Below are 21,586 nucleotides of genomic sequence, written 5' to 3' on the forward strand. Positions count from 1 at the left end.
AGCAGGTCACTCTAGGCAACAATTCGTATGCATGACGGTGGCAATCCGATCGAGCCGTTGATGCATGTGCCGACAGCGTGGCGCGGCGGCCAGCCACGGCCGACGCGCCGGGGTGCGTCAAGGGATCGGCGGATGGATCCAGTCGAGGACGTGCAGCGCGCCCGCCATGTCTCCAGCGAGGATGGTCTTGGCGTCGGCCGTGGTGGCGCAGCAACGCGCGAGAGTGTGGATTTCCATGATCGTGACGGGCTGCGCGGCCGTTATCAGGTCCCACACCTTGAGCGTCTTGTCCGGGGAGGCGGAGACGGCGAAGCGGCCATCCGCCGTCACCGCCACGCCGGTCACAGCCGAGGTATGCCCTTCCAGGGTGTGGAGGAGCTGCCCTGTCCCGAGATCCCATACCTTGAGCGTCTTGTCCAAGGAGGCGGAGACGGCGAAGCGGCCATCCGCCGTCACCGCCACGCCGGCCACAATATCGGTATGCCCTTCGAGGGTGCGGAGGAGCTGCCCTGTCCCGAGGTCCCATACCTTGAGCGTATTGTCCCAGGAGGCGGAGACGGCGAAGCGGCCATCCGCCGTCACTGCCACGCCGGCGACAGCACGGGTATGTCCTTCGAGGGTGTGGAGGAGCTGCCCTGTCCCGAGGTCCCACACCTTGAGCGTCTTGTCCCAGGAGGCGGAGGCGGCGAAGCGGCCATCCGCCGTCACCGCCACGCCGTACACAGTATCGGTATGCCCTTCGAGGGTGCGGAGGAGCTGGCCCGTCGCGAGGCCCCACACCTTGAGCGTCTTGTCCCAGGAGGCGGAGACGGCGAAGCGGCCATCCCCCGTCATTGCCACGCCGGCAAGAGCAGAGGTATGCCCTTCGAGGGTGTGGAGGACCTGCCCTGTCCCGAGGTCCCACACCTTGAGCGTCTTGTCCCAGGAGGCGGAGGCGGCGAATCGGCCATCCGCCGTCGCCGCCACGCCTACCGCAGCGGAGGTATGCTTTTCAAGGGGCCGGACGGCCTGTTCCGTCGCGAGGTCCCACACCTTGAGCGTCTCGTCCCAGTAAGCAGCGGCGGAGACGGCGAATCGGCCATCCGCCGTCACCGCCACATCGCGCACACCATCCGTATGCCCTTCGAGGGTGCGGAGGAGCTGCCCCGTCGCGAGATCCCATACCTTGAGCGTCTTGTCCCAGGACGCGGAGATGGCGAATCGGCCATCCGTCGTCACCGCCACGCCGGACACAGGACCGGTGTGCCCTTCGAGGGTGCGGAGGAGCTGGCCCGTCGCCAGGTTCCAGACCTTGAGCGTCTTGTCTTGCGAGGCGGAGGCGGCGAATCGACCATCCGCCGTCACCGCCACGCCGAGCACAGGATCGGTATGCCCTTCGAGGGTGCGGAGGAGCTGGCCCGTCGCCAGGTCCCAGACCTTGAGCGTCTTGTCTTGCGAGGCGGAGATGGCGAATCGGCCATCCGTCGTCACCGCCACGCCGGACACAGGACCGGTGTGCCCTTCGAGGGTGCGGAGGAGCTGGCCCGTCGCCAGGTTCCAGACCTTGAGCGTCTTGTCTTGCGAGGCGGAGACAGCGACTCGTCCGTCCGTCGTCACCGCCACACCGTTCACGGAGCTGGTATGCCCTTCGAGGGTGCGGAGGAGCTGGCCCGTCGCCAGGTCCCAGACCTTGAGAGTGCTGTCCCCCGAGGCAGAGACGGCGAATCGTCCATCCGCCGTTACCGCCACGTCGGCCACATCAAAAGGATGAGCCTCGAGGGTGCGGAGGAGCTGCCCTGTATCGAGGTTCCACATCTTGACTGTATCATCCCACGAGGCGGAAATGGCGAATCGGCCATCCGATGTCACCGCCACGCCGGACACAGAATCGGTGTGCCCATCGAGCGTGCGCACCAGCGCCTCGGACTCACTGCTGGTCCGAAAGCGCTCGCGCAGCCAGGACCACCGCTGCGCCATGAGCTTCGCTTCCGCCCGCTCCCGCACCTCCTCGATCCCCATGTCCAGGCAACGATTGCGGAGCTGCTGGAGGAGGAACCCGGGCGCCTTCGTCGGATCCCACCTGCGCAAGCTGTGAGACTCTCGATCCAGTGGCCGGCTCAGCGCCTCCAGCCTGGGTCGCCCGGGAGCCCCCGCGAGCTTGATCCCGATCCGCAGATCCGTGAGCACCTCATCGATCTTTCTCTTCGCCACCTCCTTGTGCAGCCGATCCATGTCCCGGAGCGCCTCGCCAAGCCGCTCCCCGCAGGCCGCCGCGAACGCCTCCAGTGCGTCGATCTTCTGCCGCGCGAACTCCCAGACGAGGGGCTCCAGGCGGACAACGTCGCGCCCCCTCATCGGCTCGAGGAACGACAGCGCGCTGATCTCCCGGAGCGCGTCGTGGAGCCGGCCCGGGAACCCTTCTTCTGCCTCGCTCTCGAGCCCGGTGAGCAGCGAGAGGCGCGCCTGCGGGATGTCCGCGGCGACGTCCAGCAGCGCGGCTGTCTTCAGCACTTGCCGTGCGTCGGCGTTCTCCAGCGCGTCCCACTGCGATTGCAGCGTTGCCTTCACCGTGGCCTCGTGCCGCGTCGCGAGCTCTTCGGGCGTGACGCCGGTCGTGTCCGTCGCCGGCAGCAGTCCATACCTTTCCATCCGGCGCGCGTAGCCCGCGAGCGAGATGTCGGGGTTCTTGCCCAGGAACGCCGCCGCGAGCGCGATGGCCAGCGGCATCGCGCCGAACCGCCCGGAGATGGTGCGCGCCACGACGGGGTCGTCGGCCGGCTCCCGCGCTCTCCGCCGCGAGAGCAGGAGCTCCACCGCGGCGTCCTCCGGCAATTCAGGGACATCGATGCTCTCGAAGCGCGCGTCGCGCCGTCGCGTCGTCGCGAGCACCCGGCATCCCAGGCTCGCCGGCACGAGGCCGGCCGCGCGGTCTGTCTCGAGATCGGCGGGGTTCTCGACGAAGTCGAAGATCACAAGCGCCTCGGGCCGAGCCCGCAGGTACTCCTCGAGGGCCGCCACCAGCCGGAGCTGCCGTTCCGCCTCCGGCGCGCCTTCCGCCTTCAGTCCCAGCTCGATCGCGAGCTTCTTGAGCTCCGGGCGCCAGTCGTCGCCGGCGGCGTTGATGAAGTAGACCCCGTCCCGGTAGCTCGCGTGGTGCCTGAAGGCATACTCGACAGCGAGCTGCGTCTTGCCGATCCCGCCCATTCCCGTGAGCATCACGGGCCGCCTGCCGCCGGGCCGCACGTCCTGAAGCATCCCGTGCAGCCGCGCGAGCTCCTCGTCGCGGCCGACGAAGGACGGATTGCGCGCGAGCGGCATCCTGAACTGCACCTTCGGCAGCTCCGCGAGGCGGATCTTCTCCGATGTCCCCGGGACGCGCGGGCAGAGCTCGAACACCGTGGGCTCGTCGCTGCGCACGAGAGCGACCTCGTTGCGGCCCGAAGCGAAGGCCTTCTCGATCGTGTCGCCGTTGAAGAGAGCGCCGTAGAACCCCTTCGCGAAGGCCAATGCAGCCTTGTCGGTGATGGCGCGCGACGTCCCGATGGCGCAGTCCACGTGCTGCGCGATGGCCTTGGCCTGCTCGAGCGAGGCGCAGGCGTTGAGCACCACGCAGCGCACCGAGCCGCCCTCGAGCCGGAACAGCTCCGCGAGCGCCTCGATGGGGACCGGCGCGGGGCGCCCGGCGTCGTCGTTGAGCAAGAGCTCCGTGCGCTCGCCGGGGCGGTCTCCGGCGCCCGGTACCGGGCGTACGTCCCGTCCGCCGGCGGCTGGCCCGGCGTGCTGCCCGTGGCCGCCGAAGTGCACCACAGCGGGCCTGTGCAGGGCGAGCGCACGGCGCACGTCGTCGATGCGCGCCGCGAGCACGGGGCGCAGCTCGAAGGCGTCGCGCAGGCGCGCTCGCATCCGCTCGTCCTCGATGTCGCGGTACTCCTCGTCGAGCTCGAGCCGCGCGGTGCCGGAAGGGTTGGCGCTCAGGAAAAGGATGGTGGCAGGCATCGCAACCCCTCATCGGGGTTTGGCATCAAACGTGCCAGAGGGTGCGTGAGGGGCCTGCTCGATTCGACGAGTGTTCCTCCCCCGATTCGGCGGCAATTCTGCCGTCATCAATCTCGGCGATGACTGGGCGATCCGTGCCCTCGAACCTCGCCCGCCCGACGGGCACACGATCCCCACGCGGCCGTATTCAACGGTGGATGCCGGCAAGGAGAGCCGGCTGCTGATCGCGGCGTTCGGCGTGCTCGCGCTGCCGTGGATGGTCCTGCGCAAGCTGGAGGCCCAGGCGCCGTGGGCGGGCGGCGCGGAGCTCGCGGCGGCCCGGGCGACGCGCGTCCTGCCCTGAGGGGCGCGGGCCGCCCGGCTCACGCTCGCGGCCACCGCACGAGGGCCGCGCTCCCGGCGCGGGGCGCTCGTCGCCTCAGAGCTTCCGGCTGATGGCCTCGGCGATCATGATCGTCGTCACGTTCGTCGGCGCCGAGATGATGTCCGGCATGATCGACGCATCGACGACGTGCAGGCCATCGACGCCGCGGACCGCGCCCCCTGCATCGACGACCGCGCCCGGATCGTTCGGTCCGCCCATCGGGACGGATGATGTCGGGTGGGAGTAGCCGTCGACCTGCGCGATGATCACCTTCTCCAGGGCGGCGTCGTCCTGCACGTCCTTGCCGGGGGTCATCTCCAGCTCGACCACGTCGCTGAACGGCGCGGTCCTGCCGATCTTGCGCGACAGGCGCACAGCTTCCATCATCCGCCGCAGGTCGCTGCGGTCCTCGAAGAAGTTGAAGCGGATCAGCGGCATCGCACGGGGATCGCGGCTCGCCAGGCGGATCGATCCCCTCGACTTCGGCAGCGTCACCGAACAGGCCAGCACGATCGCCCCTCCGGTCGGGCTCCGGGCCGGATCGAAGATGTGCGTGCCGGAGATGTGAAGGTCGAGCTCGTCCGCGCCCGCCTCGCTGGACCGGGTCCAGATGATCGCGCCGGCGACCGGCGTCATCGACCTGGCCTCGGGCTTCAGCGCATAGACGTTGTAGTAGAACGGGTGCTCCTTCAGCCGCTGGCCGACCGGAGCCTCGACGATGACGGGGATGCCGAGCTCCTTCAGATGCGACGACGGGCCGATGCCGGAACGCATCAGGATCGCGGGGCTGCCGTACGCGCCGGCCGACAGGATCACCTGACCGGCCGCGATGGTCTCGCCGCCGACGAGCCGCACGCCGGTCGCGCGGCGGCCTTCGAATACGACGCTGTCGACCTCGACGCATCCGCTGATCATCAGGTTCGCCCGGCGGCGTACGTCTTCCGTGAGGTAGGCCATGCCGGTGTTGATCCGCTTGCCGTCGACGACATTCAATGTGTAGGGCGACACCCCGTGCTGCTCGGCGCCGTTGAAGTCGGTCACGCGCGCGAGGCCGCACCTCTCCGCGGCGAGCGCGAACGCGCGCATCGACGGGGTGTTCTCCTCCATCGTCCGCTGCCGGATCGGGAAGGGGCCGGTGCGCCCGTGCCAGGCGTCGTCGCCGGTGGGCGTGTTCTCCATCGCCTTGTAGATCGGCAGCACGTCCTCGAACGACCAGCCTTCGACGCCGTGCGTCGCCCAGCGCGCGAAGTCGGACGGCCTGGCGCGGATCGCGACCGCCGCGTTCACGCCCGAACTGCCGCCCAGCACCTTGCCGCGAATCGCGTTCACGTCGTGACCGAGCCCGAGGTGATCCTGGGTGTGGTAGCCCCAGTCGTGATCGCGATCGCCGCCCACGCGGTCCGCGTTCGCGATCACGTCCGGAGTCTTCGCCGGCGTGTAGGCCTGGCCAGCTTCCAGCAAGAGAACCCGACGGTCCCGGTTTGCGCTCAGGCGGTTCGCGAGCACGGCGCCTGCGGACCCGCCGCCGACGATGACGACATCATATTTCTGGGTTTCGTTGGCCACTGGAGGTTCTCCTTTTCTGGCGGGTTCCTCTCAGCAGCGATCGAAGGCGTCGCGGAGGAAGCGCGCGGCGCGACCGAGCGCGTTCCTGCTGGTCTCGAGGTGCGCGACGTCGAGCTGGAAGACGTGGTGCATGCCCTCGAAGATCTGGAGATCGACGGGGACTCCGGCCTTCGCCGCGCGATCGGCGTACTGCCTGGAATCGTCGAGGAGGCGCTCGTCGGTGCCGACCTGGATGAGGAGCGGCGGCAGGCCTTTCAGGTCGCCGAACAGTGGCGAGGCGAGCGGATCGGAGGCGCTGTGGGCGCCGACAACCTTGCGGGCGCAGTCCTGCAGGTAGTCGTGGCTGATCAACGGGTCGACGATGCCCGGATCCGTCATCGACGCGCCGGTGAAGGAAAGGTCTGCCCACGGCGAGAACACGACGCCCGCGACCGGCGCCGGGCCAGCGGGCTTCCCGGTCAAACCCGCCAGCGTCACGAGCGTGAGGCCGCCGCCCGCGGAGTCGCCGACGATCGCAATGCGGTCGAAGCCCTTGGCGACCAGATACAGGTAAGCGGCCCGCGCCGCGTCCGGAGCGGCCGGCAGCGAAGCTTCGGGCGCCAGAGGATAATCGATGACGAGCGCCGGGACCTTCGTGCGGCTGACGATCTGGCTGACGAATCCGCGGTATGCCTTCGCCGAGCCGAGGACGTAGCCGCCGCCGTGCAGGAAGAGGATCGCGCGCTTCGGCTCGGCCAGCTGCGGACGGATGAAGAAGCCCCGCGCGCTCGCCTCGTCGACAGGTTCGAGCGTGACGTCGCTGGTCAAAGGAGAACCGGAGATGAAAGCATCGTAGACGGCTCTCTGGTCTCCCGTCGCCGTCGCCCAGAAGCTGGCGAACCGCTCGCGCAGGGCGACTTCGCGCTGCCGCTCCTCGGACGAGAGCTTGATGATCTCCGCTTTGCTCCATTGATGATCCTGCAACTGCGTTTCCGTCATCGTCGTTCTCCGTCGCTGGACATGGCTCCGCCGTCCGCGCAGAGCGACGTGTCGCGCGTGGCGTGGGACCTTGATCTACAAGAAGTGGCCAGGTCGGGACGCTCCCGAGATCGATCGTCCTCCAGACATCTGCGTCCCTGGAGGCCAATCTAGGGGCGGGAGACGTCGACCGAAAAGACGCCGAGTTTGAGACTTAGCGTCCAGCTGGTTGGACGACCTACACCAGCACGGTCTTCGGAAGCTCGGCCGCCAGGTGATCGAGGAAGACGCGCACCGATGGGAGCAGCCCCTGCCTGTAAGGGATGAGCGCGGTGATCGTGGAGTCGCCCGCGATCCAGCTCGGCAGCACCCGGCGCAGTTTGCCGGACTTCACGGCCGCCCGGCAGATGTAGCCGGGCAGGGCGACGATCCCGAGACCTCGGATCGCCGCCTGCTGCAGGCCGACCATGTCGTCGCTCAACAGCCGCGGCTTCAGCGGCACCACCGCCTCGTTCCTGGCCTGACGCGCGTGGCGCAGTCGCCAGACCGGCTCGACCCCGGTCCGCATCATGAACAGCGATGGATGCTCGCGCAGGTCCTGGGGTCTCTGCGGCTCGCCTTTCTCGTCGAGGTAGTCGGAGCCGGCGAACAGGTACCAGGGGGCGGGCGCGAGCGTCCGCTGGACCAGAGTGGAGTCCGGCAGCGGATCGGAGTGCGCTCTGATCGCGACGTCGAAGCTCTCCCCGACGATGTCGACGGCGCGGTCGACCGCGTGCACGACGACGTTGACCTTCGGGTACTGCACCAGGAAATCCGCGACGATGTCGGACATCGCAAACTGCATCGTCGCCACGCCGCCGGTGCAGCGTATCGTGCCGCTCGGCTCGCCCAGGCGCTGGCGGATCGTGGCCTCGGCCAGCTCGGCTTCGCGGAGCATGCTGACCGCGTGCCGATAGAAATCATCGCCCGCATCCGTCGTCCCGAACTTGCGCGACGTGCGGTTGAGAAGCCGGACCCCGAGGTTGTTCTCGAGCTGCTGCATGCGGTAGCTGAGCGTCGATTTGGGGGTCCGCAGCGTGCGGCTCGCGGCCGTGAATCCCCCCCGGTCGACCACCTGCACGAACAGGAAAAAATCGTTCAGATCCAGCATGTTCCACCCATCGTCCAATCGACTGGACGCTGAGTTCGAAATTTGACGTCTTTTGGGATGCTCGTCCAGCGGATAGTCCTCGCGTCGTCACGGCAAGCGGTCGTGACCCTGAAGCTCCGGACCCACCCGGATCCAGAGACGAACGCAGGAGGACCCATTGACCAATCGCAAGTACGAGCCGCTCACCCAGGACAACGCCGCCGTCATCCTGGTCGACCACCAGGTCGGCCTCATGACCGGCGTCCGCGACTACTCGACGGGCGAGTTGAAGCACAACGTCGTCGCCCTGGCGAAGGCCGCCAGGGCGCTCAAGCTGCCGATCGTCGTCACCACGACGGCGCGCGACAGCATGTGGGGGCCGACCTTCCCCGAGCTCGTCGAAGCCTTGCCCGGCGTCGAGATCATCGATCGCTCGACCGTGAACGCCTACGACGACCCGCGCGTCGCCAGGGCCATCGACGCCACCGGCCGCAAGAAGCTGATCTTCGCCGGTATCTCGCTCGAGGTGTGCGCGGGCTTCCCGGCGATGACGGCCGTCGCGCGCGGACTGGACGCGTACGTGGCCGTCGACGCCTCCGGGACGTTCAGCGAGACCAAGCACGACGTGAACCTGTTCCGCATGCAGCAGGCCGGCGTCACCCTGTCCGATTACGCGACCTTGATGGTCGAGATCCTCAAGGACAACGGCCGTCCGGAGGCGGGCGCCGTCTACGCCGCGCTCGACATGCCGTGGGCCACGCTCGTCGGCCAGGTCGCCAGCGCTCTGCGCAAGTGAGGTCGAGCGCTGCGTTTCGCATGGCTTCACCGGGGGGATGCCGCCGAGCTGCCTGGCCCGCAGGCTCCGGAGCGCTCGTGCGTCGATGAGCGGCGCGGTGTACGCTGGCAGATGCTGCCAACATCCACGGCTCGGCTCCGGCACGGATCGAAGGGCCCGCACGCCGCAGGGCTCCATCGCACGGCGCCAGTCGGCGAACGCTCGGCGCTCATCGCCAGCCAGGCGGAAGCCGAAGGGTGCACGGACGCGGCGTTTCCCGGCCTGAAGTTCGTCCGCGTGTCGCGCCCTTCGACCTGTCGGATCCTGCACGCCCTCGGTCCGACGCTCACGGTGGTGGGCCAAGGCCGGACGACGGCGCGGTTCGATGACGTCGAGCTCGAGTACGACGCCTCGCGCTATGCCGTGGTGGCGAGGGAGGCGGCCTTCGAAGAGGCGGTGACCGAGGCCGACAGCTCCTCTCCTTACCTCGCCATGAGCCTCGAGATCCCACCGGACGCGATCGCCAGGATGCTGCTCGCGCTGGCCGACGTGAGCGCCGAACCCGCGGCCGAGGCGGCTTCCGCGCTCGTCTCGGACCTCGATACGCCGATCGAGGACGCCGTCGTGCGGCTGCTCCGCGCGATCCGCGACCCGGTGGAGCGCCGGATCGTCGCGCCCCTGGCGCTCGAGGAGCTCGTCTTTCGCCTGCTCCGCTCGGAGGCCGCCGCGATGGTTCGAGGCGCCGTGAGGCGCGATCGTGACGCGGACAAGATCCAGGCGGCGATGCGCTTCCTCCGCGCGAACGTCGAGCGGCCGCTGTCCGTGGAGGAGGTGGCGCGGCACGTCGCCATGAGCCCTTCGCACTTCGCTCATCGGTTCCGCGCCGTCGCTCGCGTCTCGCCGATGCGCTACCTGAAGCAGCTGCGCCTGGACCACGCGCGGGCGCTCCTGCTCTCTGGCCTGCGCGGGAGCGAAGCAGCGCAGCGCGCCGGGTACGAGAGCGCCTCGCACTTCACCCGCGACTTCAAGCGCCACTTCGGCGCCGCTCCCGGCGACTACGCGGCGCGCTTCCGGAAGCCGTAGCGCGCCTGATCGCAGGATCTGGCAAGAGAAGCGCAGCTCTCGCCCTCGCCGCACGCCCGGGCGCGACCATAGACTCTCCGCCATGATCATCCTCACTGGCGCAACGGGGCACCTCGGTTCGTCCGTCCTCAAGCACATCCTCAAGCTGGTCCCACCGTCCGAGATCATCGTCTCCCTCCACAACCGCCTGGCTCACGGAGAGATCGCCAAGGCGGGAGTGCAGGTGAGGGCGGGGGACTATAGCGATCCCGGATCCCTGGAAGACGCGTTCCGAGGTGGAGACAAGCTGCTGATCGTCTCCCACCCTTCCTTCTCCGACGAGCTGCGGGTCACGGCGCACAAGAACGCGATCGACGCGGCGGTCAAGGCGGGGGTGAGGCACATCTACTACACCTCTCTCGCCTTCGGGCAAGACAGCAAGGCAGCCGTGATGAGGGCGCACCTCGATACGGAAGCCTACCTGAGAGCGCGCGGGGTCACCTACACGATCATCCGAGAAGGCGTATACATGGAGAGCTACCCCGTCTTTCTCGGGTTCTTCGGCGCCGGGCACGACGAGGTGGTCGTGCCGGGCGACGGGGCGGTCGCCTGGGCTGCGCGGGACAACCTCGGAGAAGCGACGGCGAGGATCATCGCGGGCGGCGGATATGAAGACGAGACGATAACCCTCGCCGGGCCGGAGGCGTACACGCTGGAGCAGACGACGGCGCTCCTCTCGACCATCGTCGGCCGCGAGATACGCTTCTCGGTGGTGAGCCGAGACGAGTTCGTGCGGCGAAACAGCGCGAACGGAGATGTCGCGAGGTTCTGGGCGTCCACGTATCCGGCGCTGGAGGCGGGCGAGGCGGCCATCGTGGATCCGCTCCTCGGGGCGGTGCTCGGGCGGCCGCCCGTGTCCTTCGCGTCGAGGTTGAGGGAGCTGCTCGAGAGCGAAGCGGAGCCGCGGAAGGAGATCTCGAGCTGGATCGACAACGGACGAGGAGCAGCGCGCTGAGCGCCAGCCGTGCCTGTCACCCGTCCGCCAACCCCCATTCCTCCGCGAGCGCAAGGATGCGGGCGTGCTCCGGCACGGCTTCGAGGAAGCTGCGGCGCAGGGCGGGGGACTCGATGGCGTCCGCCTCGGCGCGCAGCTGATCCCGGGCGGAGGCGAGCGCTCTCCGGGCCGCGTCGCCGTCGCCGCAGGCGTGGAGCGCCTCGATCCAGGCGAGGTGCACGGGCGCATTATTCTCTTCGAGGCCCCCGATGTGCTCCAGGAGCTCGATCGCTGTGCGCGCCGCTGCGAGCGCCTCGATCGCGTGCCCTTGTCGGAGCAGGGTGTGGGCGAGCGTGGCTTGTGCGAGGGCGTGCGGACCGGGATATGCCTGCGTCTCGTTGATCGCCGTCGTTACCTGTGCGCGCGCCTCTGCGAGCTCTCCAAGATCGAGCAGAGCTTGCGCGATCAGCACCAAGGCTTGGCCCATCTGTCTGCCATTGCCAAGCGCCCGCACCTCCTCGACGACCCCAGCCGCCAGCGCCTTGGCCGTGGTGCTCTGTCCCCGTGCCAGGCTGTTGCGCGCCAGCTGGATGGTGGCTGAAATCGCCACGTACGGCAGGTTGAGCTCAACTGCGACCCGCTTCGCTTCGTGGAGCGTGGGCTCTGCTGGTCCGTAAGCGCCCAACTCTTGGTGCAGCACGCTCAAGTTGACGCGCATCAGGCACGCGTCCCGCCGCGCGCCGTCGCGCTCGTAGGCTTGGCATGCAGCAACCATGAAGCGCAGGGCGAGATCGAGTCGGCGAGGCGGGTAGCACGCCGCAACGCTTCTCGTCGCGTAGACGTGCCCCGCCAGGCCGGGCTCCAGATACTCCGGTTGCACCTCGTCCATGAGCCGCTCGAGGGCCGCAGCCGTGGTGTGACGTCCGAGTTCCCGCAGCGACACGATGGTGCTGTACCAGGCGAGAACGAAATCCCGGTCGAGCGCCGTGCCCTTCCGGTCGAGCGGCAGCGACGACGCCACCGCCTCGATCTGCTCCGCCTTCCCGAGCGCCCCGCTCGCCCAGGAGAGCATCGCCAGCGCGGTGTAGGCAGCCTTGCCCCCGGCGGGCGCCAGGGTCACCGCCGCCTTCGCCGCGCGCTCCGCCTCGATGAACGCCCCCCGCCAGTTGTGCGCGGTCGCCGCGAGCGCGTGGAGCCGCCCCGCCGCGTCCTCTCCCGGCGCGCAGGCGAAAGCCCGGTCCACCCGCGCGAGCGCGCCATCGAGATCGCTCGCCTCCAGCGCCTGCTCCGCCGCGCGCTCGTAGCACCGCGCTGCCGCCGCGAGCTCCTCGCCGCGCTCGAAGTGCTCCGCCAGCACCAGCGCGTCGCGCTCGCCGGCCTCCTCCATCCAGGCGCCGGCGAGCCGGTGGCCGAGCCGCCGATCCACCTCGGTCAGCATGGTGTAGGCCGCCTCGCGCACGAGCCCGTGCCGGAAGGCGAACTCCGCCTCGCCGGCGAACCGTGGCTCGGGCCGCCGCACGATCCACTCGCGCCGCTCCAGATCCGCGAGCCGCGCGCCGAGCGCCGCGCCTCCGTCCTGCCCCAGCCCCAGCAGGCGCGCCGCCGCGCCCTGCCAGAACACCTCGCCGAGCACGCTGCCGGCGCGCAAGAGCCGCCGCTCCTCGGCGTCGAGGTCCTTGAAGCGCGCCTGCACCATCGCCAGCACCGTCTCCGGCGCCTCGCGCGCGTCCCGGCCCTCGGCGGTCGCGCGCACGAGCTCCTCCACGAAGAACGGATTGCCCGCGGCGCGCCGGACGATCTCCGTCACGTGCTCCGCCGAGGCGCGCTCGCCCAGCGCGGCCTGCACCATCCGCTCGCACGCGCGGCGAGGCAGCTCGCCGAGCCCGAGCTCCATCGTCCCCCGTTCGGCCCAGAGGGCGGGGAAGGTCGCGCGCACCTCCGGCCTCGCCACGGCGAGCACCATGAGCGGGCGCTCCGCCAGCAGGCGCAACGCCGCGTCGACGCTCTGCACGGTCGGGAGGTCCCCCCAGTGCAGGTCCTCCAGCACGAGCAGCACCGGGCCGGCCCGGCACTCGGCGTCGACGAAGTCCACCCACGCTCGGCGGATCTGGTCGCCCATGAGCAGCGGATCGCGCCGCGCCGCGCGCAGCTGCACCCGCGCCTCGTCCGGGAACGGCGTGCCGACCATCTCGCCCAGGAACTCGGTCACCCGCTCCCGGAGGTCCGGCGCCACGTGCCGGGCCACGCGCGCGGCGAGCTGCTCGCGGCGGCGCTCGAGGGGCTCGCCGTCGACGAGGTGCGCCGCGCGGCGCACCACCTGCCCGAGCAGGCCGAGGGGCGCCCCCACGCGCGCCGGATCCGCCTGCGCGATCCAGATCTCGGCCGGCTCGCTGCGCCCCCTGAGCCGCCGCACGAACTCGAGGCGCAGGCGCGACTTGCCCATCCCCGCCGCCGCGATCACGAGCCCCGCCCGCGCGCACGGCTCGTCGGCGCACTCGTCGAACAGGTCCTCCAGGGCGCGCAGCTCCCGGTCGCGCCCGACGAACGGGGTGGGCTTGCCGAGCAGCGTGCGCTCCTCCTCGAACGGCTCCCGCTCGCCGACGACCGCGGCCGCCCGGGACCCCGGCGCGATCTCGAACACCCGCCCGAGGAGACCGGCCGTGATCGCGTCCACGAGCACCGGGGCCGGCGCTTCCGGCGCACCGACGCCAGCGCCGTCACCAGACGACGCAGCGTCGCGGCCGCCGCCGCCGACGAGGATCGCGGAGGCGCGGTCGATGACCGGGCCGAGGGGCTGCCCGCCGTCCAGCGCGTCCCAGCCGGTCGCGACCGCCAGACGAGCGCCGGCCAGGAGCTTCTGCAGCGCAAGGCCGCAGCGCACGGCGCGGGCGGCCAGATCGGTCGGCGTCGCCGCGCCCGTGAGGATCGCCGCGACCCCGCCCTCGCGCAGCGGCTCGAGGCGGCCGCCGTGCTCTGCCGCGGCGCGGCGCAGGTCCGGCAACGTCGGCGCCAGCCCTGTCGGCGCCGCGATCCTCCCGCCCACCTCGAGCGTGGCGGCCTCGGCGCGCAACGCAGGGAGCGAGGCGGCCAGGCGCGGGGCCTCCACCCTGGCCAGGACCACGCTCACGAGCCCTCGCTCGCGGCGCGTGAGCGAGGGGGCGGGCAGCTCGTCGGTGGCGTGCTCCGGCGAGCGCGCCGCGAGCGCCCGCGCGGCCGCCGCCGCGTCCGCCGGACGGACGGCGCGCTCCTTCGCCATGAGCCGCTCCGTGAGCAGGTCGATGGCCTCGGGCACCTCGGCGCGCAGCGCGCTCGGGCGCGGCGCGTCCTCGAAGAGCACCTTCACGAGCACCGCGAACGCGTGCTCCGCCCAGAAGGGTGCCTTGCCGGTGAGGCACTCGAACAGGAGGCACCCGAGCGCGTACACGTCCGCGCGCGCGTCGATGTCCAGCTCGCCGCGGACCTGCTCCGGCGCCATGTAGGCCGGCGTGCCGATGGCCACGCCGGGCTCGGTCAGCCCGCCGGTCGCGGCCGCGTCGCGCGCGATCCCGAAATCGAGGATCTTCACCTGGTCGAGCTGGCCGCCGTGCAGGAACAGGTTTGCCGGCTTGAGATCGCGGTGGACCACGCCGCGCGCGTGCACGAGCGAGAGCGCCTCGGCCACGCGGTGGACCAGGGCGAGCGCCTCATCGACGCCGAGCGGCCCGCGGGCGAGCCGCGCGGCGAGGTCCTCGCCCTCGAGCCACTCCATGGCGAGGTAGTGCTGGCCCTGCTCCGAGACGCCGTGGGCGACGTGGCGCGCGATCGCCGGGTGCCGCAGCTCGGCCAGGAGCCGCGCCTCCCGCTGGAACCGCGCGACGAGCTGCACGTCCGAGCTCCTCAGGAGCTTGAGCGCGACAGGCTCGCCGTCGTGCCGGTCGCGCGCGCGGTAGACGTCGCCCATGCCCCCGCTGCCGGCGATGCGCTCGAGCTCGAACCGACCGGCGAGGACCTTCTCCGGAGTCGCCCTGTGCACGCCCCGATGGTACCGCTGCGCGCGTCCTGCACACACGGCGAGATTTCGGGCTTCTGGTGACGGAGAGGCGTCAGGCTCCCGGACGGGCTGAGCGCGCTCGCCTGATAGGGCAGGTGCGACCGCCCGGTATCACTTGATGATCACCGGATCCTCGATCGTGAAACACTCGACCGACGACGCCGCGTATTTGATCACGTTGTACCAGAACTGCGAGATCTGAAAGACCTGCGCCGCTGATCTCTCGTAGCAGCCGCTGTTCGGGTCCGTGTACAGCCGGGGATCGAGGCACTCCGCCGTCCCGAGCCATTGGCCAGAGTAGGTCACCCACTCGTCGCCGTACGCGACGACATGGCCCTTGCCGACCTCCTCGTGCACCGCGAAATTGTTGGTGCCGTCCGTGCAATCGACGGTCGCGGTCGTCGATTTGATCGGCCGCGCGATGTATGCGCCCACGCTCTGGATGTCCTTGCCGATGGGCGTGTCCTGGTTCCACGTGCCCACGCTCCCCTGGAGGGGCCCGCCGAGCGGCAACGACCCGCCCCAGCAGTTGCAATTCGGGCAGCCGCTCTGCGCAGGATCCAGCACGCCGTTGGTGTTGAACTGGATGTCGGTGAAGGAGAGGAGCTGGTTGGTCGCCGTGACGTCGTGGACGGTGCATCCCTGTCCACTGCACTGATATCCGCTCAGCGCGATGAGGCCGCCGCCGTTGTTCACCCAGTCCTTGAGCGCATTCACCTCGTCCGCCGTGAACTGCCACGGCGCCCCGTCGTCGTTCTGCGCGCCCTTCGTCACCATCCACTGAAGGAGGATCACGTCGTACTTGGCGAGAAACTCCGGCGTGAGCGTGGGCTTCTCCGTGTTGTAGTTGTCGACCTGGGCCGTGCTCTGCGTGTTCAGCCAATTCTGAAGCGCCGTGGTGCTGTCGCTGCTGCACGGACCCCAGACACCTTCGCGGCCGATGGAGGCGATGTTGATGCAGGTGCAGTTGCCCGCGTCATCGCAGGTCGTCTCGTGACCGGCGTCAGCCTGCGGGCCAGTCGAAACCGAGCTCGTCAGCCCGATGTCGCCGCCGATGTCGTCGCCGCTGCTGCTGCTGCTGTTGTTGCTGCCGATGCCGCCAGCGCTCTGGCCGCCATCACCGTTCCCCGTGGTGTTGCCCTTCGGGCCATCGCCGCCCCCCGAACAAGCGATGACGGGCAGCCAGAGGGCTGCGAGCACAGCGCAGAGACGAGTCGCGAATCGAAGTCCTGTCATGGCCCATGAGGCTATCACTCCCCGGGCCTGGTCGGCGCTCCAAAATAACGAGGAAGGCCTCAACGCGGGGCGGCCCGGTCGGCCCGGTCGGCCCGGTCCATCATGGCGCGATGCGCCGCGCTTCGTAGATGTCGGTCCCGCCGCTCCGCTCCGAGGAGAAGAACACGACGGAACCGTCCGGGGACAGGTAAGGGTCGTTCTCGCGCGCGTCCGGAGAGTTCAGCTCTTCGAGCGCCTCAGGCGCCTCGAAGGCGTCGTTCGGCCCCTGCCGCCGGGCCCAGAACAGGTCGTCCCCGGAACGGAAGAAGAGCTGCCGCCCGTCATCGAAAAGAAAGGGCGCCAGCTGGTCGCCCGCGTCGTTCAGCTCGGCGAGCGGAACGAACTCGCCCCACGCTTCCTCCGGGCTCTCGCGGGACGCGATGGCGAGATCCCAGCCCTGGGTCCCGGGGCCGTTGAGGCCGACCACGGCGCGGAGCTCGGGCAGGTCGACGTGAGCGTTCATCGCCTGCGTGCCGTCCTCGTGGCCGGGGTTGAGCGCCTCGACGAAGAAAGGGTCTCGCCACGGGTCGCCCCGACTCGGGCGCTCCGACATCCAGATACCCGCCTGCTGCTCGCCGCCGCGGAAGAACCAGAGCCTGAGCCCGTCGTTCGAGATGGCGGGTGTGTCCTCGTTGTCAGCGCTGTTGAGCTTTTCGAGCAGCTCGACGGTCGGCGCCTCCCAGGGGGAGCCCAGGTCCGCCCGGCGCGACACCCAGATATCCTGGCTCCCGCCGCGCTCGGACATGAAGTGGATCTCGAGCAGATCGCCCGTGAGCGTCGGGTCCTCGTCCCTGGCGCCGTCGTCGTTCAGCGCGGCGACCTTCTCCGGCGCCGTGAACCGCGGCCGCTCCGGCACGAACGCGCCGATCACGACCCGCTGGTCCTCACACGCAGCCCCTCCGAGCGCGAGCGAGAGCCCACAGAAGACCGCGATCCGGCGGGCTCGTCGCGCCGGGGAGACCCCTCCGAGCAGACCGGCAGAGGCGATGAGCCCGGCAGAGCCCGTCAGGGCCGGCGCGCTGCTCCGCCCCGGCCTCGCGCCCGCCCCGTGAGCGCGGCGCCCGGAGCGCGTCACTCCCGCACCGGCTCCACCAGGTCCACCCCGAAGTGCTCGCGGTACGCCCGCCGCGCGGCCTCGCGCAGCTCGTCGTCGCCGCGGCTCACCTGCGCCTCGAACGCCCGCGCGTACGTCTCCAGGTCGACCTCGCGCGCCCCGAAGCGCAGCTTCTTCCCGGCGAGCGTCTCCAGGAGGATCGTGGCGACCCGGTGCTCGGCGCCGCCGCGCGCCACGACCCCGAAGGGGAAGAGGTGCACGAGCGTGAGCTGGGGCGGCGGGTCCCGGGCCGTCATCTCGGCGATGTACGCGGAGAGCTCGCGGTTGGCGCGGTCCTGCGCCTCGTCGGAGAAGCCGGCGAGCAGCTCCGCCACCGCGGGCGAGAGGGGCAGGTGAGGGCCGTCGATCTGGTGCTGGAGCTCGTGCCGCTCGGTGCCGGCGAGCACGGCCTGCTCCAGCGCGGCGCCGAGGCGGCCGCGCAGCGCGGCGAGCGCGGCGTCGCACCGCGCCAGGGCGCCGGCGCTCGCGCCAGGCGCGCCCCCGGCCGCCGCGTGGCACGCGCCGCCCTCCTGGCCGGCGCGCTCGGCATACGACCGGACCTCGGAGCCGAGGACGAGCGCGAACGGGTCCTGATCGCGCGAGAAGCCGAGATGGACGCGGCCCCCCTCGGTCATCGGCTCGACGAGGAGCGTCGCGAAGCGGTCCTCGCCGACCCGGAAGACGTGGACCTCCTTCACGCGGTAAGGGGTCGTGTAGAACCGGCGCATCGTGCCCTCGGCCGAGACGCCGAGGATGACGGAAGCGTCGAGGTAATACGGCAGCCCGGCGCGCCGGGCGGCGTCGTTCGCCTCGGCGACCAGCCGGCCGAAGGCGCGGCCGGAGAGCTCGAGGTCGTCCACCTGGCCGGCCAGCGCCGCGAGCGCCGCGGCGAAGTCCTTGCCGTCGGGCTGCGCCCGCGCGGCCGCGAGCATCTCGCGGCCGCGCGCCTTCGTGAGCACCTGCGCCTCCGCGCCCGTGCCCCGCGCGTTGCGCGCGTGCGCGTCGCGGGCGAGGCGCGCTCGCTCCCAGCCAGGCACGAGCTCGCCGAACACCCGGTTCCACTCGGCCGTGGGCGCGCCGAGCCGCCAGTCGACGCCCTTCGGCGCGGGGCGGCCGAGCACGAGCAGCGCGCCGAGCAGCGCGGCCACCACGGCCGCGGCGGCGCCCGCCGCCGCGATCGGCCGGGCGCCGCGCGCGCCGCCGGGGCCGTGGTCTGGCTCCAGCTCGGCGTCGGGCACCGTCACGCCGAGCACGAGCACCTCGAGCGCGGAGGCGAGCACCGCCACGACCGCGACGAGCAGGAGCGCGAAGAAGGCGACCATGCCCGCCTCGACGCCCAGGCCGCCCGAGAGGAACGCGCGGTACACGGAGAGCAGCATCAGGCCGGGCATGGCCCACACCGCGGCGATCGCGAGGCCGGGGTGCTCGCGCGCGGGCACGCGGCGCACGTGGGCGAGGCCCAGGAGCGCGATCGCGAGCGGCCCGAGCACGAAGAGCAGGACCATGCCGTACCCGAGCTGCAAGCGGACGTCGGGCAGCGTCGCCACGAGCACGGCCGCGCGCGCGACCGTCTGCGCGGGGATCTCGCCGCGGGACGGCCAGAGATAGAACACGAGCGCCGCGGCGACCGACGCGACGAGCAGGGCGCTGCCGCCCCGGCGCGCCCGCGCGTGGAAGCGCAGCACCACGCCCGCCGCGGTGAGCGCGAAGACGGCGAGGAGCGGCGCCGGCCGCGTGATCAGGCTGTCCGGCAGCGGCAGCATGTCCCACGCGGAGCTCCGGCGGCCGATCCACACGGCGACGTTCACGGCCACGAGCGCGGCGAGCACGGCGATGGCGCGCGACGTCGGGCGCTCGATGAGCAGGCCGGCGCGCTGCTTCGTGCGCGCGCCGAGGAAGAGCAGCCACAGGCCGGCGGCCGCCGGCGCGAGCGCGGCGAGCCGCGCGGCGGGCGCGAGCTCGGGGAGCACGCTCCACACGAAGATGCCGTGCCCGTGGGCGACCTCGTACGGCACGAGCACCGACAGCGCGAGCGCGAGGCCGCTCCAGAGGCAGCGCGCGCGCAGGCGCTCCGCCGACATGCGGTAGAACATCGCGGTCGCGGCGCTCTCGTCGCGCGAGGGCGCGGCCGCGGCGCTCTCGTCGCGCGAGGGCGCGGCCGCGGCGCTCTCGTCGCGCGAGGGCGCGGCCGCGCCGGGGCGTGCAGGGCCGCCGGGCGCGCTCACGGCTCGACCGCCGCGCTCGCGATCCGCGAGATCCACCGCTGGCGCGGGAACACCGGGTCGCGGTACCGCACCTCGAAGAGCACGCGCTTGCCGTCGGCGGAGAACCGCGGCACCCGATCCTCGGCGGAGCCCTGGGTGATCTTCTTCACCTCGCCCGTGGCGAGCGCCAGCACCGCGATGTCCGTGCCGCCCGCGCCCGGCGCCTCGAACGCGACGCGCGCGCCGTCGGGCGAGAACGTGGGCCACGCCGCGCCGCCGGGCGCGCCGTACACCTTTCGGCGCCACGTCGCCGTGTCGACGACCGCGATCCCCGGCTCCTCCCCGCTCACGACGCACACGATCTTCGTGCCGTCCCTCGACGCGGCCGGGCTGCGCAGGTCCTCACCGGGGCTCGCGCGGAACGGGCGCTCGATCGTCATCGGCTGCCTGGTCACGTCGACGACCGCCAGGTGCTGCGCCTCGTCGGTCGACGTGTCGGGCACGTAGACGAACACGAGCCGCTTCTCGTCGAGCCACGTGAACCCGCCGAGCGACTCGTTCTCGGTGTGGAGGCCGAACACCTCCTTGCCGGTCTCCGTGTCGAGCACCATCAGATCGGCCTCCGCGTCCGCCTCCGGCCGATCGTAGACCGCCACGAACCTGCCGCCCGGGGCGAGCCGCGGATCGACGAAGCGGTGCTCGGGGTCGATGCGCACGCGCCGGCTCTGCCCGGATCTGTCGACGATCGTGATCGTCTTCGCCCAGCCGTAGAAGTCCTCCACGAGCGCGACGCGGTCGCCGTCGCGCTGCGACGATGGATACGAGTACACGTGATAGCCCCGCCACATCGGCCTCGGGGCGCCGGGATCCGTGGTCGGCGGGGCCTGCTGGTCGAGCGGCCGCCACGCGACCGTCTCCAGCGCCACGCTGCGGACGAGGCCCCTCGATCGCGCCGAGAAGAACACCGAGACGTCGGCGGTCTTCATGAAATAGCCGCCCTCGGCGGTGCCCACGAGCAGGTCCTCGGCCGACGGCGGGGACAGGAACGTCACGCGCCCCTGCTCCTCGGCCTCGGCCTCCTTCGCGCGCGCGGCGTACGCCTCGGCGGCCCGGGCGGCCTCCGCGGCGCGCTCCTTCGCGAACCTCCGCGCCGGCGCGAGCCGCTCCAGCAGCTTGATGTCCGTCCCCTCCGTGATCGCGCGCACCGACGGGTGGTCCATGAGCTGCGCGATCACGGCGTCGAGCGCCTGGGAGGCCATGAAGTCGGCGAGCAGCGCCATGGCCCGATCCTTCTTCGTGGCGCCGGAGTAGCCGCTGATGCGCCCCTCGGTCGACGTGCCCTTGTCGAGCGACGTCAGCGTCACCGGCGCGTCCGCCCGGAGCTCGAAATACCCCTCCTTCACCGGGTGCTCCACGACCTCGGGCGAGAGGTGCGCCTCGATGACGAAGGCGGCGCCGAGGGCCCTTCCGGCCTCCTTCGGGTCGCCGGCGCTCTCCAGCGCCTTCACCACCTTCGGGTCGCCGCCCTTCACCGGATCGAACCCGAGCTCCGCGAGCTGCGCGCCGAGCTCGTCGGCGAGCCTCGCCGCCGGCTGCGACCCTTCCCACCAGTACCCGTCGAGATCGATCGCCACGAGGACGCGCAGCGGATCGGTCGCCGTGAGCGAGCGGAACGCGGCGAGGCCCGCCGCCGCGATCGCGAGCCCGATGACCGCGAAGACCGGCCAGAGCCTGCGCCTCGGCACGAGCGCCTCGATCGACGCCGGCGGCTCAGGCGGATCGGCCTCGGGGGCGGGCGGCGGCGCGGCGGTCGGGGTGCGAGGTTCCTCCATGCGACAGCGACGTGCCCTATCCGCGCCAGGGCGTAAAGCCGCATGGGACGAGGCGGGGGCGTGGCCGCGGGCCCGCGCGGCCCCTGTCGGCCGCGGCGGCCTCGCGCGAGGTGGAGAGAGGCGGCGAGACGCGGAGAGCGTCGTCGATTGACGTGTTGAGACGGCGCGCGTCCGCGGACAAGATGGGTGTGTCGTGACGACGCGCGTCCGCGGACAACATGGCTTGCGGCGCGGGACGGACGGCGCGCCGACGACGCGGGTTTGAGGCGCTGGACCATCGCTGTTGGATCTGGCCCGCTGGCCGATCACGCGCGCCGCGATCGCCACGGG

Annotated in this window: 13 protein-coding genes; 4 read left to right on the plus strand and 9 right to left on the minus strand. The window is 71.2% G+C overall.

Translation table 11 applies throughout. The annotated features are described in order from the left end of the window. Positions 1-117: 117 nt before the first annotated feature. Positions 118-3,975, minus strand: coding sequence for an AAA family ATPase (locus WME85_RS18230; protein WP_437839853.1), 3,858 nt, complete (start codon positions 3,973-3,975; stop codon positions 118-120). Between the two features lie 70 nt (positions 3,976-4,045). Here WME85_RS18230 and WME85_RS18235 point away from each other — a divergent pair, with 70 nt between their 5' ends. Next, on the plus strand, positions 4,046-4,318 hold the full coding sequence (locus WME85_RS18235) for a hypothetical protein (protein ID WP_437839854.1): 273 nt from the start codon (positions 4,046-4,048) through the stop codon (positions 4,316-4,318). Between the two features lie 75 nt (positions 4,319-4,393). Here WME85_RS18235 and WME85_RS18240 read toward each other — a convergent pair whose 3' ends face one another. From WME85_RS18240 to WME85_RS18250, 3 genes are all read right to left on the minus strand, one after another. Further along, positions 4,394-5,905 (minus strand): GMC family oxidoreductase, encoded by a 1,512-nt coding sequence (locus tag WME85_RS18240; protein ID WP_437839856.1) that lies wholly within the window; start codon positions 5,903-5,905, stop codon positions 4,394-4,396. 30 nt (positions 5,906-5,935) lie between these two features. Then, positions 5,936-6,883: an alpha/beta hydrolase gene (locus WME85_RS18245; RefSeq protein WP_437839858.1), complete on the minus strand. Its 948-nt coding sequence runs from the start codon at positions 6,881-6,883 to the stop codon at positions 5,936-5,938. 217 nt (positions 6,884-7,100) lie between these two features. Continuing rightward, positions 7,101-8,012, minus strand: a complete 912-nt coding sequence (locus WME85_RS18250) for a LysR substrate-binding domain-containing protein (RefSeq protein WP_437839859.1) — start codon at positions 8,010-8,012, stop codon at positions 7,101-7,103. 157 nt (positions 8,013-8,169) lie between these two features. Between WME85_RS18250 and WME85_RS18255 the strand changes: the two genes are divergently transcribed. The 3 genes from WME85_RS18255 to WME85_RS18265 all read left to right on the plus strand — a co-directional run bounded on the left by WME85_RS18255 (position 8,170) and on the right by WME85_RS18265 (position 10,843). After that, entirely contained in the window at positions 8,170-8,787 is a 618-nt protein-coding gene (locus tag WME85_RS18255) for an isochorismatase family protein (RefSeq protein WP_437839861.1), read from the plus strand. A 111-nt stretch (positions 8,788-8,898) separates the two neighbouring features. Next, entirely contained in the window at positions 8,899-9,849 is a 951-nt protein-coding gene (locus WME85_RS18260; protein WP_437839863.1) for an AraC family transcriptional regulator N-terminal domain-containing protein, read from the plus strand. Between the two features lie 82 nt (positions 9,850-9,931). Beyond that, the gene (locus WME85_RS18265; RefSeq protein ID WP_437839864.1) at positions 9,932-10,843 is read left to right on the plus strand and encodes an SDR family oxidoreductase; all 912 of its coding nucleotides are present in this window, start codon (positions 9,932-9,934) and stop codon (positions 10,841-10,843) included. A 16-nt stretch (positions 10,844-10,859) separates the two neighbouring features. Here WME85_RS18265 and WME85_RS18270 read toward each other — a convergent pair whose 3' ends face one another. The 5 genes from WME85_RS18270 to WME85_RS18290 all read right to left on the minus strand — a co-directional run bounded on the left by WME85_RS18270 (position 10,860) and on the right by WME85_RS18290 (position 21,256). Beyond that, positions 10,860-14,834: a serine/threonine-protein kinase gene (locus tag WME85_RS18270; RefSeq protein WP_437839866.1), complete on the minus strand. Its 3,975-nt coding sequence runs from the start codon at positions 14,832-14,834 to the stop codon at positions 10,860-10,862. Positions 14,835-14,963: 129 nt separating this feature from the next. Further along, a complete protein-coding gene (locus WME85_RS18275; RefSeq protein WP_437839867.1) occupies positions 14,964-16,088 on the minus strand; it encodes a hypothetical protein in 1,125 nt (374 codons plus the stop codon). Between the two features lie 100 nt (positions 16,089-16,188). Then, positions 16,189-16,998 carry a hypothetical protein gene (locus WME85_RS18280; protein WP_437839869.1) on the minus strand — a complete coding sequence of 270 codons (810 nt, stop codon included), beginning with the start codon at positions 16,996-16,998 and terminating at the stop codon, positions 16,189-16,191. A gap of 200 nt (positions 16,999-17,198) precedes the next feature. Continuing rightward, positions 17,199-19,445: a hypothetical protein gene (locus WME85_RS18285; RefSeq protein WP_437839871.1), complete on the minus strand. Its 2,247-nt coding sequence runs from the start codon at positions 19,443-19,445 to the stop codon at positions 17,199-17,201. Further along, a complete protein-coding gene (locus WME85_RS18290) occupies positions 19,442-21,256 on the minus strand; it encodes a hypothetical protein (protein WP_437839873.1) in 1,815 nt (604 codons plus the stop codon). Before WME85_RS18290 ends, WME85_RS18285 begins: the two co-directional genes overlap by 4 nt. Positions 21,257-21,586 lie beyond the last annotated feature (330 nt).

Source organism: Sorangium sp. So ce1153, assembly GCF_051521595.1.
Taxonomy (GTDB): domain Bacteria; phylum Myxococcota_A; class Polyangia; order Polyangiales; family Polyangiaceae; genus Sorangium.